Raw genomic sequence first — 13,623 nt, 5'->3', positions numbered from 1 at the left:
ATGCAGGGGAAGCCCCTGCATTTCATATCTTTCACCGGTCTAGCTAAGCTTAGAACTTGCAGCGCTTTTTCTTGGCCAGAGCGACCAGCACTTCATGGCGCTTGTTTGCCGCTTTCATGGCCTCGTTTGCGTTGGAGTAATTGCCGATGACCGCCGGCCAGAACAGGATCGCCGCCGCCACATTTGCGCCCGATGCGGTCTTGCCTTTCTTGGCCTCGGCGCGGATCTCGTCCAGCTGACCCATCTGTGTCTTGATCTCTTCACAGGTCAGCGAGCTGTCGTCGATGTTGTTGGTGGTGACAACGTCAGGAGACACGCAGCCAGCCAGGAAAAGCGAACCAGCGGCCAGCAGGCCAAGGATTTTTGCAGTTTTCATGTGAAACCTTTTTAAACCGTCTGAATTGACGGACATTTGATTAAAATCACGGGGTTGTTACCTATTTTGAGATGTATTTGCAAATAGAAAATCAATTATTTGGCGAAAACACCCATTCGCGCAGGCACCTGTTTTACTGCCGCCACATCAAAGAGATATGGGTGTCGCCGTACTTGCGGCTGTCGTGCAGTTCGAACCCTTCCGGCACGGCCATCGGCGCGTTTTCCTCCCAGACCACCAAAGCGTTATCCGCCACCCAGCCGCCTGCCATCGCGGCGGCCAAGGCTTTCTCCCCCAGCGCCTTGCCGTAAGGCGGATCGAGGAAGATCAGGTCAAAGGGCGCGCCCGGGTTCTGCCCCAGCTTCAGCGCATCGCGGCGTGTCAGGGTGCAGCGGTCCCCGGCGCGGCAGATGCCAATGTTCTTTCGGATCAGCCCGGTGGAAACCCGGCCGTCATCGACAAACACCACCTCCGCCGCGCCGCGCGACAGGGCCTCCAGTCCCAGCGCGCCGGTGCCCGCAAACAGGTCCAGCACCCGGGCGCCGGGGATGGCGCCGGTGTGCATCAGCACATTGAACAGGCTTTCGCGCACCCGGTCGGTGGTGGGGCGCAGATGGGCGCCCGCATCCCCCTTGCCCACCGCGGCCAGAGCCCGGCCGCGGAACTCTCCTGCGATGATCCTCACGCCTTCAGAAGCGGCTTCAGGTCAGCGGAAGGGTCGGAAACCACGGTCTTGTCCGCGGTCTTGCCCATGTCGATCAGCCGCTTGGCCACCATGTAGGCGCGCGGGTCGTTCATCGCGTCAACTGCCACCAGCTGATCACCGGCGTAGTACCAGAACGAGACTTGCTGGCCTTCGCCTTGACGGGTGACCACGTCGTCATAGCCGGTGTTGAGACCCGCGATCTGCAGCTTGACGTCATACTGATCCGACCAGAACCAGGGCATCGCGATATAGTCCTTGGCCGCGCCCAGCATGTTCTGCGCCACGACCTCCGCCTGGTCGATGGCATTAGGCACGCTTTCCAAGCGGATGCGGCTGCCCTGGAACGGGAAGGAGGCGCAATCGCCCGCGGCCCAGATGGACGCATCCGAGGTGCGGCCCTGAGCATCCGTCTTGATGCCGTTGTCCAGCTCCAGCCCGGCCATCTCCGCCAGCTGCGTGGCCGGGGTGATGCCAACACCCACTACGACAAAATCCACGTCCAGCACCTCACCGCCGCTCAGCACCGCGCGGGTCACCTTGCCGCCCTCGCCTTCGAGCCGCTCCAGGCCGACGCCTTCGCGGATGTCCACGCCGTGGGAAGTATGAAGGTTGCGGAAGAAATCCGATGTTTCCGGCGCCGCGACACGCTGCAGAATGCGGTCTGCCATTTCGACCAGAGTCACTTGCACGCCGCGCTTGGCGCAGACTGCCGCTGCCTCCAGCCCGATATAGCCGCCGCCGACGATCAGCGCGCGCTTGCCTTCGGTTACATGCGGCGCCATCGCATCGACGTCGGTCAGCCCGCGCACAACATAGACGCCCTCCAGATCACCGCCGATCGCAGCCGGCAAGCGGCGCGGGTCGGAGCCGGTAGTCAGCGCCAGCTGGTCGTAGGAAATCACCTCATCGCCCAGCGAGACCGTCTTGGCCGCTGGGTCGATCCCGGTTACCCGCTGGCCCAGCTTCAGGGTGATGTTGTTTTCAGCATAAAAGCTCTCGGGCCGCAGGAACAGCCGCTCCACTTCCATCTCGCCCAGCAGATAAGCCTTGGACAGCGGCGGGCGCTGATAGGGCAGCGCTGTTTCTGCGCCGATCAGGGTAATCTCCCCCTCAAACCCGTCTTTGCGCAGCTTTGCCACCAGCGAGGACCCCGCCTGCCCCGCTCCAATCACGACGATGTGGGACATCTCTGCTTGCCTCCCGCAATAGTTCCCGTCACGCTTCCAACGGACCCTATATACCGAGGGCCCCAAAACGCAATCACGAGAAAGAGGAACGTGCAATGATTTCTGTTGGAGACCAGCTGCCCGACGCCGTGCTGACGCGGATCGGAGACGACGGGCCGGAGCAAGTTCAGCTGTCAAGCAAGCTGAATGGGCGGAAAGTGGTGATATTTGCGGTTCCTGGCGCCTTTACCAGCACCTGCCATTCGGCCCATGTGCCCAGCTTCATCCGCACCAAGGATCAGTTCGCCGCCAAAGGTGTGGATGAAATCATCTGCCTGGCCGGCAATGACCCGTTCGTTATGTCGATCTGGGGCGACAACACCGGCGCGACCGACGCCGGGATCACCATGCTGTCGGACGCCGAATGCACCTTTACCGAGGCGATCGGCATGCGTTTCGATGCGCCTCCCGCCGGTTTGATCGGCCGCTCGCTGCGTTATGCGATGCTGGTGGAGGACGGCGAAGTGAAGATCCTGAACAAGGAAGAAAACCCCGGCCAGTGCGAGCTGTCGGCCGGCGAAGGACTGCTGGACTCGATGGGCTGAGGCCTGGCTTTCTGCGGCTGCCAGTACGGGCGGCCGCAGGCGCAAACCCTTAACAAAACATGAAAAATCAGGTCAGAAGCTCTGCCGCAATGTTTCGCGCGCGAAACATTCGGACAGGAATGCTGACCTTTTGTGCCAGGCCCTGCGGTTCAGTTCTGCGGCTCGCCGTACAGGCCGTCCATCTTGCGCGCCAGCTTGGCATCCTGGGCGCTGATGCCATCCACGTCATGGGTGGTCAGCACCACCGTCACCTTGTTGTAGACGTTGCTCCATTCCGGATGGTGGTTCCACTTTTCAGCCCAGATCGCGGCGCGGGTCATCCAGCCGAAGGCATCGGCGAAATTGCTGAACTTGAAGGTCTTGGTGATGGCATCGCGGCCTTCCACCATTTCCCAGCCGGTGGCAAACAGCGGCTCCAGCAGCGGGCCGCGGGTGGCGTCGGACAGTTTTTCCGTCATTCTTGCTCCTCCACATGCGCTTTGCGGAACGGGCCGTAATCGGTCAGGATTTCGATCTCTTCCTCAGTGGCGGCCCGCTCAGCCTTGAGGTAGCGTCCGACGGCCCCGGCAAACCCGGGATCGCCGATCCAGTGCAAGCTATAGGTCTGGCACGGCAAATAACCGCGCGCCAGCTTGTGCTCACCCTGCGCGCCGGCTTCGATCCGGTCAAGCCCCAGGGCGATGGCCAATTCTATGGCCTGATAATAGCACAGTTCGAAATGCAGGCACGGATGGTGCTCGACGCAGCCCCAGTAGCGGCCATAAAGCGTATTCCGGCCTATGAAATTCAGCGCTCCGGCCACATAGCGCCCGTTGCGCCACGCCAGAATCAGCGCCAAGTCCCGCGCCAGCGTCCGGTGCGCAATATCGAAGAATTGCCGGGTCAGATAAGGCGAGCCCCATTTGCGCGCGCCGGTATCCTGATAGAATTCCCAGAACGCATCCCAATGTTCGGGCCGCAGGCTGCTGCCCTGAAAGACCTGGATCTCGCCGCCAAAGCACTGCGCCTGCATCCGCTCCTTGCGGATGTTCTTGCGCTTGCGCGACGACAGCGCCCGCATGAAAGCCTCGAAGTCGCCATATCCCTGGTTCTGCCAGTGGAACTGCTGGGTGGTGCGGAGCATCAGCCCCATTTCCTCGCCCAGCCGGGCCTCATCCGCGGTGCAGAAGGTCACGTGCAACGACGACAGGTTGTTGTCCGCCGCCAGCTGCACTGCGCCCTGCAGCAGTGCGGAGTGGCCTATGCCGTCAAATCCGGGCCGCACCAGGAACCGCCGCCCGGTGGCCGGCGTAAAGGGCACAGCGATCTGCAGCTTGGGGTAATAATGCCCGCCGGCCTGTTCATAGGCATGTGCCCAGTTGTGGTCAAAGATGTACTCGCCCTGGCTGTGCCCCTTGGCATAAAGCGGCGCGCAGGCGATCAGGCGGCCGTCCTGATAGGCGGTCAGATACTGCGGCTGCCAGCCGGTGCCCGGCCCGACAGAGCCGCTGTCTTCCAGCGCGCTCAGGAAACGGTGGGTGGTAAAAGGGTCGCTGGGACGGCCCCCATCCGCCGTTTCGGGACAGGCGCAGGCATCCCACTCCGCCGCCGCGATCTGCGACAGCGACGACAGCACCCGGATTTCGATTTGCGCCTGGGACATGCCTTTCCTCCGCACCACTTCACAGATGTGGGGTGCGGCTTAGCCTGATCAAGATGTTAGCGGAGACAGGTACTGTTCAAAGGTCACATTGTCGGCAAAGGCACGGGCCGCGGCCTCCTCTGCCGGCGACGTCACGGTCCAGCACAGAACCGGCACGCCTTCGTTGCGCAGCGCCTGCACCCGCGGCCGGGCCAGGTCGCCGGCCTCGTGGCTTATAAAGCTGGATCCGGTACGCTCAAAATCCGGGATCGCGCGCAAATCATCGCACATGGCGCGGGACAGCTCCGGCCAGTCCGCCGGGTCATAGGCGCTGGTGGTGAGCCCGCGCGGAAGTTCGGGTGCCAGGCGGGACAGTTCCGCCACCGAATGCGGGTTGAAGGACATCAGCGCCACCGGGCCTCGATAGCCCTCCAGCGCCTTGGCCGCAGCCCGTTCCAGCGCCCCATTGGTGACCCCCATCTGGCCGTGCTGGTCCTTCAGCTCGATCAGCAGCGGCACCCGGCCGGCCACCAGCTCCAGCACTTCGGCCAGATCCGGAATGCCTTCACCATCGCCGCCCTTCAGCGGGATGGCAGCCAGTTCCTCGCGGCTTCGCGCACGGACCGGACCGGCAGCTTCTGCCAGCCGGTCCAGCGCATAGTCGTGAAACACCATCGCGCAGCCGTCGCCGGACAGCTGCAGGTCGATCTCGATGCCATAGCCTGCGGCCAGCGCTGCCCGCACCGCAGCGCGGCTGTTCTCCGGGCGCCCGTCCGCCGCATCGTGCAGGGCACGGTGGGCCAGCGGGACGTTCAGGAAGGCAGCAGGCAGGGCAGGTCTCATTTGATCTGGAAGACTCCGTCGATTTCAACTGCAACGCCCAGCGGCAGAGAGGGCGAGCTGACGGCGGAGCGCGCGTGGCGGCCAATGTCGCCGAGTGCTTCGACCAGGAAGTCGGAGGCGCCGTTCACGACCTGCGGCTGCTGGGTGAAATCAGCGGTCGAGTTGACAAAGGCGCCCAGCTTGACCACCCGCACGAGCCGGTCCAGATCGCCGCCGCAAGCCGCCTTGAGCTGTGCCAGCAGAGCGATTGCGCAGCGCTTGGCCGCGGCCTGCCCGGCCTCGACATCCATGTCTTCGCCCAGAGTTCCGGTTATCAGCCCGTTGTCATCGGCCGAAATCTGGCCGGAGACATACACCATGTCGCCCGCGACGACATATGGCACATAGTTTGCTGCCGGTGCCGGCGCGTCGGGCAGGGTCACCCCCAGCTCTTTCAGTTTCGCTTCGATGCTCATGGCCGAGTTCCTCCGAGTCTTTGCTGGCCGGGACGCTACCCGGCGCGGCGGCTTTCGGAAAGAGCAAATGCGAAACCCTTTCGCGCCTTTCCGCCCCTTTGGTCCGGCAGGTGAACGGCGCCGGTTTCATGCAATGAAACCGGCCATGAAAAATCCGATTTTTCATGGCCGGAAACCGCGCCGGTTTCCGGCTGCCGTCAGCTTTCGCGGAAGGCTTTCACGAAATAATCGGACAGCGGTTTGACCAGGTAAGCCATGGGCGAGCGGTCGGCGGTGCGGATGTAGCTTTCCACCGGCATCCCCGGAATCAGCACGGTACCCTCAGGCAGCCGCTCGCGCTCGCCGGGATTGAGCTCGATCTCGGCACGGTAGTAGGACACCCCGCTGCCCTGATCCTCAAACGCATCCGCTGAAACCTGGGTCACATGGCCGAACAGCTCCGGCGTGCTGCGCTGATCCAAGGCGGAGAAGCGCAGGGTCACCTCCTGCCCTGTATAAAGCTGGTCGATATCGGTCGGCGCCACCTGCGCCGCAATCACCAGCGGCCGGTCCTGCGGCACCAGGTACAGCACCGGGTCGGCCGGGCGGATCACCGAGCGCGGCGTCTGCACCTGGAGCCCGTAGACGATCCCAGACACCGGCGCAGTGATATCCAGGCGCTCCAGGCGCTGCCGCAGCGAGCGGCGGGTTTCAGCCAGCTCCAGCTCCTGCGAGCGCAGGTCGCGCAGGCGGGTGATCGCCTCCTCGCGCTGGCCGGTGGCCAGTTTCAGGATCTCGATGTCGATCTCGGTGATCCGCCCCTCGGCCTGTGCCTCTGAGGCGACCAGCTCACCCAGCTGCCCTTCCAGGTTGGCCTGGGTGCGGCGCAGGTTCAGCACCGTCGCCGCCTGCGCCAGGCCGCGGTCCAGCAGCGATTGCTGGTTGCTAAGCTCTTCGTTGATCAGCTCAAGCTGAACTTTCATCGACTGCTGCTGTGCCTGGACGCCGCGGATCTGCTCCTCGATCTGCACCCGGCGTTTCTCCAGCTGCTCGATCTCGCGGGCGGTGGTGGCCCTGCGGGCCTGGAACAGGCGCTGCTGGCCGTCCACCAGATCCTTGACCTCCGGCTGGCTTTCGGCGGCTTTTAACAGCTCCGGGTCAAAGGTGATTTCCTCGGCCTCGTCCCGCTCCGCCTCCAGCCGGCCGCGGCGCGCCATCAGCTCGAACAGCTGGCCTTCGGTGATCACAAGCTGTGACGTCAGCTCATTTGCGTCCAGCCGGATCAGCGTGTCGCCCTCTTGCACGGTGTCGCCTTCATCCACCAGGATTTCCGCGACAATGCCGCCGTCCAGATGCTGCACAACCTGCCGGTTGCGGTCGACCTCGATCCGGCCTGTTGCCACCACCGCGCCGGAAATCGACGACAGCACCGACCAGGAGCCGAAGCCGCCCACCAGCACCAGAAGCGCGATCAGCCCGATAACCAGCGGCCGCCGCGCGGACCAGTTGCCATCCCCGCTCATCGCACGCCTCCTGCGCCTGTGGCCTGGCGGATGTTTTGATGGTTCGCGACCATTTCCTGCAGCACCTTGTCCTTGGGCCCGAAGGCCGTCTGGGTTCCCTTGTCGATCACCAGGAGCATATCACACTCCTGGATCGCCGCCGGGCGATGCGCCATGATCAGCACCGAGCGCCCTTCCGCCTTGATCTGCTTGATCGCCTGGTTCAGCGCGATCGAGCCTTCGTTGTCGAGGTTTGAGTTCGGCTCGTCCAGGATCACGATCACCGGATCGTCGAACAGCGCCCGGGCCAGGCCGACCCGCTGCATCTGGCCGCCCGACAGCCGCCCCCCCGAAGCCGTCACCCGCGTGTCATAGCCTTCGGGCAGCTTGAGGATCATCTCATGCGCAGCGGCCTTGCGGGCGGCTTCCACCACCTTCTCGGCATCGGGCTGCTGGTTCAGGCGGGCAATGTTCTGGGCAATGGTGCCATCAAACACCTGCACCCGCTGCGGCAGATAGCCGATGTGCCCGCCCAGCACGTCCGGCGCGTACTGATCCAGCGAGGCGCCATCCAGCCGCACCGATCCGGCGGCAGGCCGCCAGACTCCAGTGAGCGACCGCGCAAGGGTGGATTTGCCGGAGCCGGAGGGTCCGATCACCCCGATCGCCTGCCCCGGCTGCACCCGGAAATTCACGTTGCGCAGCAGCGGCGCGCTGCTGCCCGGCGGCACCACCGCCAGCCCCTGCACCTCCAAAAGCGCCTTGGGCTTGGGCAGCGCGGTGCGCGCGGCCTCCTCCGGCACCTTGTCCAGCAGCTCCGCCAGGCTGTGCCAGCCCTTCAGCGCCCGCTGCACCATCGGCCATTGGCCCAGGCCCAGTTCAATGGGCGCCAGCGCCCGGCCCATCAGGATGGAGCCTGCAATCATCGCGCCCGGTGTCACCTCGCCCTGCAGCACCAGATAGGCGCCCAGGCCCAGCATCGCCGACTGCAGGAACAGGCGCAGCGTCTTGGTCAGCGTGGTGAAGCCGCCGCCGGTGTCATTGGCGGTGACGCTGTCGGCCAGCGCCGCGTCACGGGCCTGCTTCCAGCGCTCAAATGAGGCGCCGCGCATGCCCATGGACTGGATCATCTCCGCCTCGTTGCGGATCTCCTCGGACATCAGATTGGCCTTGTGGCCGGTCATGTTCGCCTTCTGCATCGGCAGCCGGGTGAACAACTGGTTGAAAACAGCAATAACCACCAGCACCGCCCCGCCCGCCAGCGCCAGCAGGCCCAGCCAGGGGTGGAACAGGGCGATGCCCGCCAGGAATACCGGCGTCCACGGCAAGTCGAAAGCGGCGGTCAGCACCGGCGAGGAGATCAGCCGCTGAACCGATTCCAGGTCGCTGAGGCCGGTCTGCGCAGCCGGGTCCTGCGCGACCGCCGAGCGGCGGATCATCGCGTCGAACACCCGTTTGTCCAGGGCCGCCTGGAACCTTGCCCCCACCCGCGCCATGATCCGGCCGCGGGCATAGTCCAAAAGCCCCATCATGCCATAGAGGAACACAACCAGCAGCGACAACGCCAGCAGCGTCGCCTCAGAGCGGCTGCCCAGCACCCGGTCGTAGACCTGCATCATGTACAAAGGCCCGGTCAGCATCAGAAGATTCACGAAGAAGCTGAAGATCCCGGTAAACCAGTAAAGGCCACGGCTCTGCCGCCGCACGGCACGCAGTTCCTCATAGCCATTTTTATAAACACTTTTATTCATGGGCAGACTGCACTAGTGGTTCCTTGGCTTCGGGTCAGGGCTGGGTTGCATCATGGTCTGGGTTGTATCAGTTGTGACACAAGCAGGTAAAAAAATGCAATCAGACTGGAAAACGGCGGGAGAATCCTTATTTGCCCTCCGACGCGCCGGCGCCAGTATCAATTTGGACACTTAACCGAATGCCCTATATGTTGCGACCGCATAAATTTCTGTTTGCGCTGATTTTCGCCGCCTTCGCTGCTGGCTGTGCCACCCAGGATCCTGTCGCGCGGGCCTCCGGCGAGGTGTTCGACCCCTACGAGAAAACCAACCGCACGGTTCACGCCTTCAACCGCGGCGTCGACCGGCTGGCGTTCCGGCCTGCGTCCAAGGGTTATGTGGCAATTGTTCCCCCGCCGATGGTGACCAGCTTCTCCCACTTTGCCGAGAACCTGTCGATGCCGGGGCAAATGATCAACGCGCTGCTGCAGGGCGATCTGAAGATGGCCGGCAACGCGTTTTCGCGCTTCGTGATCAACTCCACAGTGGGCTTTGCGGGCCTGGCTGACCCGGCCAGCGAGTTCAACGTGCCGCCAGTCGATACCGACTTCGGCGAGACGCTGCACGTTTGGGGCGTTGGCGAAGGCGCCTACGTCGAGCTGCCGTTTTTTGGCCCCTCCACCTCCCGCGATGCCGCGGGGATTGCGGTGGATTTCTTCACCAACCCGCTGGGATATGTCGAGCAGAATACTGCCGACAACATCAGCATCTATGCGGAAATCGTGCGCCGCATGGGCGATCGTGGCAACTATTCCGACACGATCGATTCGATTCTCTACGAGAGCGCCGACAGCTACGCGCAATCGCGCCTGATCTATCTGCAGAACCGCCGGTTCGAGCTGGGCGATGGCGAAGAGATCAAGGAAATCGACCCGTTCGAACTGGACACCGAAGGATTCTGACGATGGACCGCCGCAATTTTCTGATGGGTGCCGGCGCCGTGCTGGCCACCGCGCCGCAAGCCCTGTGGGCGCTGAATGAAGCCAGCGCCAGCACGCTGATCAACAGCCTGGTCACCGACATCAACCGTGTGATCGCCTCCGGCAAGGGCGAGAGCGCGATGTACCGCGATTTCGAGCGGATCTTCCAGCGCTACAGCGACACCTCCTATATCGCCGCCTATGCGCTGGGTTCGGACGGGCGCCGGGCGTCCTCCGCACAGAAGCAGGCGTTCTCCCAGGCCTTCCAGGGCTATATCTCGCGCAAGTATGGCAAGCGCTTCCGCGAGTTCATCGGCGGCAAGCTGGAGGTGACTGGCGTCAAGAAGGTGAAAAAGTGGTATGAGGTGAGCACCATAGCCTACCTCAAGGGCCAGTCCCCCTTCGAGGTGACGTTCCTTGTGTCGGACCGCTCCGGCCGGGATCTGTTCTTCAACATGTTCATTGAAGGCGTCAATCTCCTCCTGACCGAACGCACCGAGATCGGCGCGATCCTGGACAGCAAGCGGGGCGACATTGACGCGCTGATTGCAGAGCTGAAGCGGCTGAGCTGAAGCACCCCGTCACTGGAAAAGAAATAGGCTCCCCGCGGGGAGCCTTTTTTGTTCTGCTGACGGTATTGGCCTGCATGCAGCGGGGCACTCCCACCCGTCGCTGCAGCATCAGTGATGCCTTGCTCCCGTTGGGTCTGGCGCCCTGCCCCGCGGGCAGGGCGCGCGCCGCACCCTCTGGGTGCGGCGCCGGGCCCAACTGCCGAAGGCCTCCGCAAGGCAGCCTGAGACAGGCGGGAGAGCCCCCGCCAGCCCCGGTCGCGTCAGTTGCCCAGGATATCGCGCAGGATGTTGTCGACCGCGCGGCCCAGTTCCTGGCCAAGGTTCGGCCCCTGACGGCGGCGGCGCTCGCGGCGCGGTTCCTGCGGCGGCGGCGCTATCGGCGCTGGTTCCAGCATCGGCAGCGGCTTGGGCTCCAGCCCTTCATGCACCCGCACCATGGTTTCCTTCCAGATCTCGGCCGGCAGGCCGCCGCCAGTCACACCGGACAGCGGCGTGTTGTCGTCATAGCCCATCCAGACGCCCGCCACATAATCGGCAGTGAAGCCGATGAACCAGGCATCCTTGGCCGCCGAAGTGGTGCCGGACTTGCCCGCCGCCTGCCAGCCCGGGATCTGCGCCCGCTGGCCGGTGCCGCCGGCAATCACCTTTTCCATCATCCAGACCAGCTGCTGCGCCGCCTCAGTGCGGATCACCCGTTCGCCGATACCGCCGCTGGCGCCCATCAGCGCGTTGCTGTCCTCGACCAGCTTCAGCTCGGTCACCCCGTAAGGCGTCACTGAGGAGCCGCCGTTGAGGATGCCAGCGTAGGCCCCGGTCATTTCCAGCAGGCTGCTTTCGGAGGCGCCCAAGGCCAGCGCGGGCCCTGCCGCCAGGTCGCTGTCGATGCCGAAATCCCGGGCCACCCGGCTCACCTTGTCGCGGCCCACGGCCTCGGAGATCTTCACCGCCGGCACGTTGAGCGAATCCCGCAGCGCCCGCGCCAGCGTCACCTCGCCATAGAACTTGCGGGTGTAATTGTCCGGGCACCACTGGCCCGACCCCGGAATGTTCAGGCAGTATTTCGCATCCAGCACCCGGTCATAGGGCGAATAGCCGAGTTCCAGCGCGGTGGCATAAACAAAGGGTTTGAAGGCTGACCCAGTCTGCCTCTTGGCCTGTGTTGCGCGGTTGAACACGCCCGACACCTTTGTCTTGCGGCCGCCGACCATGGCGCGCACGGCTCCGTCGGCGCTCATCACCACAATCGCCGCCTGCGCCTTGGAGCCTTCACGGACCTTGTTCTCGAACACGTATTTCAGCGCTTCTTCAGCCGCCGTCTGCAGGCGCTGATCCAAGGTCGAGCGGATTACCACATCCTCGGTGGTCTGGTCGCCCAGGAAGTCCGGGATGGTATCCATAACCCAGTCGGCGAAATAACCGCCAGCCCGCGCCGCGGCGGCCTCGCTCAGCACGGCAGGGTTATCCTGGTTGCGCTTCATCTCCGCGGTGGTGAGATAACCCTGTTCCTGCATCAGCCGCAGCACGGTCGCGGCGCGGTCCTGCGAACGCTTCAGGCTATTGGTCGGCGCCAGCGTGGACGGCGCAGTCAGCAGACCGGCCAGCATTGCGCCTTCTGCCGGAGATAGCTGGTTGGCGGACTTGCCGAAATACCGCTGCGCAGCCGCCTCGGCGCCATAGGCGCCTCCGCCCATATAGGCGCGGTTCATGTAGATCGAGAGGATCTCGTCCTTGGTGTATTTGGTCTCCATCGCCAGGGCAAATACCGCCTCGGTCGCCTTGCGCCACAGCGAGCTCTTACGGCAGTCAGCCTCATAGGCGCTTTCGCTCTTCCACTCAGCGGGATCATAGACGCGCCCCAGGCACAAGAGCTTGGCGGTCTGCTGGGTAATGGTAGAGCCGCCATGGCCCGACAACGGCCCGCGGCCCTCGCTGAGGTTGATGCGCACGGCGCTGGCGATGCCGCGCGGCGAGATGCCGAAATGGCGGTAGAACCGCTTGTCCTCAGTCGCGACGATCGCATTCTTCAGATGCGGCGAGACGGTATCCGCCGTCACCACGCCGCCGAACTGGTCGCCACGCCAGGCAAAGACCTCGCCCTCGCGGTCCAGCAAAGTGACCGAACCGCGCGCGCGCCCGTCGAGGTAGGCAGAGACTTCCGGCAGCCTGGCATATTGAAAGGCCACCGCCAGGCCGATCAGCCCGCAGACCACCATGCCGATACGCCAGGTGAATCCCCAGACCAGCCGGAACGCCCAGGCAAAGGGCGCCAGCAAAAGGCCGATAAGGCCGCGCTTCTTCGGTGCGGGCCTGGCGCGCGTCTTCTTGCGGAACAACAGACCGAAGAGCCCGGCCTTCTTTGCCTTGCGCGCGGGCTTCCTGCGCACGGGCTTTTTCGCGGCAGAGGCCCTGCCCTTGCCGCCTGCGGAATAGCGTTTTTCTGCCACCAGAGGCTTGCGCCCGGATCCTTGAGCCATCGTCATTTCCTGCCCGGTTTGCCCGTTTGCCGCGACAATACTCTGCCTGCCGCGGTTTGTAGAGGGGCAGAATCCGGACCTTTCCCCTTTTGCCAGATGGCCGGTTTTTAAGCGAACCGGGCAAAAGGCGCAAAATTATTGTGCGCTCGCAGAAAGACGCGCGGAAACTTGCTGGCCGTTTCTTTGCACGACTCGGGCGGCCCGTTTTGCTGCAAGTGCGAAATGCATCGGCATGGGGCCGGCGTAATCAAATGCAGGGGATGCTGAGATGAAACTGATCATAGCTGCCATCAAGCCCTTCAAGCTGGACGAGGTCCGCGAAGCGCTGACCTCGCTGGGTGTCAGCGGGCTGATGGTCACCGAAATCAAGGGCTTCGGCGCGCAGGCCGGGCACACGGAAATCTACCGGGGCGCCGAGTACGAAGTGAACTTCGTGCCGAAGCTGAAACTGGAGCTGGTGGTGCCCGCCGATCAGGCCGAGGCCGCCGTCAGCGCCATCTCTGAGACCGCCCGCACCGGCAAGATCGGTGACGGCAAGATTTTTGTTCTGGATGTGGAACAGGCCGTGCGGGTGCGCACCGGCGAAACCAATCTCGAGGCGCTCTGAGCGCGCC

14 protein-coding genes are annotated in these 13,623 nt (G+C 63.8%); 4 read left to right on the top strand and 10 right to left on the bottom strand.

The genetic code is table 11. The annotated features are described in order from the left end of the window. Window positions 1-49: 49 nt before the first annotated feature. From AC5STI_RS16525 to AC5STI_RS16515, 3 genes are all read right to left on the bottom strand, one after another. The gene (locus AC5STI_RS16525) at window positions 50-376 is read right to left on the bottom strand and encodes a YgdI/YgdR family lipoprotein (protein WP_495447409.1); all 327 of its coding nucleotides are present in this window, start codon (window positions 374-376) and stop codon (window positions 50-52) included. Window positions 377-509: 133 nt separating this feature from the next. Further along, on the bottom strand, window positions 510-1,061 hold the full coding sequence (gene rsmD, locus AC5STI_RS16520) for a 16S rRNA (guanine(966)-N(2))-methyltransferase RsmD (RefSeq protein ID WP_495447408.1): 552 nt from the start codon (window positions 1,059-1,061) through the stop codon (window positions 510-512). Beyond that, window positions 1,058-2,269 (bottom strand): NAD(P)/FAD-dependent oxidoreductase, encoded by a 1,212-nt coding sequence (locus AC5STI_RS16515; protein WP_495447407.1) that lies wholly within the window; start codon window positions 2,267-2,269, stop codon window positions 1,058-1,060. Before AC5STI_RS16515 ends, rsmD begins: the two co-directional genes overlap by 4 nt. A 95-nt stretch (window positions 2,270-2,364) precedes the next feature. On the opposite strand from AC5STI_RS16515, the gene AC5STI_RS16510 reads away from it, so the two are divergent. Further along, window positions 2,365-2,853, top strand: a complete 489-nt coding sequence (locus tag AC5STI_RS16510) for a peroxiredoxin (RefSeq protein ID WP_495447406.1) — start codon at window positions 2,365-2,367, stop codon at window positions 2,851-2,853. Window positions 2,854-3,002: 149 nt separating this feature from the next. Here AC5STI_RS16510 and AC5STI_RS16505 read toward each other — a convergent pair whose 3' ends face one another. The 6 genes from AC5STI_RS16505 to AC5STI_RS16480 all read right to left on the bottom strand — a co-directional run bounded on the left by AC5STI_RS16505 (window position 3,003) and on the right by AC5STI_RS16480 (window position 9,004). Next, a complete protein-coding gene (locus tag AC5STI_RS16505) occupies window positions 3,003-3,311 on the bottom strand; it encodes a 4a-hydroxytetrahydrobiopterin dehydratase (RefSeq protein ID WP_475049514.1) in 309 nt (102 codons plus the stop codon). Next, window positions 3,308-4,495: a GNAT family N-acetyltransferase gene (locus AC5STI_RS16500; protein ID WP_495447405.1), complete on the bottom strand. Its 1,188-nt coding sequence runs from the start codon at window positions 4,493-4,495 to the stop codon at window positions 3,308-3,310. The genes AC5STI_RS16505 and AC5STI_RS16500 overlap by 4 nt, the downstream gene beginning before the upstream one ends. A 48-nt stretch (window positions 4,496-4,543) precedes the next feature. Beyond that, complete coding sequence (locus AC5STI_RS16495) at window positions 4,544-5,317, bottom strand: glycerophosphodiester phosphodiesterase family protein (RefSeq protein WP_495447404.1); 774 nt, start codon at window positions 5,315-5,317, stop codon at window positions 4,544-4,546. Beyond that, entirely contained in the window at window positions 5,314-5,772 is a 459-nt protein-coding gene (locus AC5STI_RS16490; protein WP_495447403.1) for a RidA family protein, read from the bottom strand. The genes AC5STI_RS16495 and AC5STI_RS16490 overlap by 4 nt, the downstream gene beginning before the upstream one ends. 197 nt (window positions 5,773-5,969) lie before the next feature. Further along, window positions 5,970-7,274, bottom strand: coding sequence for an HlyD family type I secretion periplasmic adaptor subunit (locus AC5STI_RS16485; protein WP_475049505.1), 1,305 nt, complete (start codon window positions 7,272-7,274; stop codon window positions 5,970-5,972). Further along, a complete protein-coding gene (locus AC5STI_RS16480; RefSeq protein ID WP_475049502.1) occupies window positions 7,271-9,004 on the bottom strand; it encodes a type I secretion system permease/ATPase in 1,734 nt (577 codons plus the stop codon). Before AC5STI_RS16480 ends, AC5STI_RS16485 begins: the two co-directional genes overlap by 4 nt. Before the next feature lie 179 nt (window positions 9,005-9,183). Here AC5STI_RS16480 and AC5STI_RS16475 point away from each other — a divergent pair, with 179 nt between their 5' ends. Beyond that, complete coding sequence (locus AC5STI_RS16475; protein ID WP_475049500.1) at window positions 9,184-9,945, top strand: MlaA family lipoprotein; 762 nt, start codon at window positions 9,184-9,186, stop codon at window positions 9,943-9,945. A 2-nt stretch (window positions 9,946-9,947) separates the two neighbouring features. Further along, window positions 9,948-10,535, top strand: coding sequence for an MlaC/ttg2D family ABC transporter substrate-binding protein (locus AC5STI_RS16470; RefSeq protein ID WP_495447402.1), 588 nt, complete (start codon window positions 9,948-9,950; stop codon window positions 10,533-10,535). 260 nt (window positions 10,536-10,795) lie between these two features. Here AC5STI_RS16470 and AC5STI_RS16465 read toward each other — a convergent pair whose 3' ends face one another. Then, window positions 10,796-13,009, bottom strand: a complete 2,214-nt coding sequence (locus AC5STI_RS16465; RefSeq protein ID WP_495447401.1) for a transglycosylase domain-containing protein — start codon at window positions 13,007-13,009, stop codon at window positions 10,796-10,798. Window positions 13,010-13,277: 268 nt separating this feature from the next. Here AC5STI_RS16465 and AC5STI_RS16460 point away from each other — a divergent pair, with 268 nt between their 5' ends. Then, entirely contained in the window at window positions 13,278-13,616 is a 339-nt protein-coding gene (locus AC5STI_RS16460; RefSeq protein WP_475049495.1) for a P-II family nitrogen regulator, read from the top strand. Window positions 13,617-13,623: the final 7 nt, after the last annotated feature.

The organism is Leisingera sp. CC-HEC096 (genome assembly GCF_059429235.1).
The sequence above is the reverse complement of the archived record's forward strand: the minus strand, read 5'-3'. Positions and strand labels throughout refer to the sequence as shown.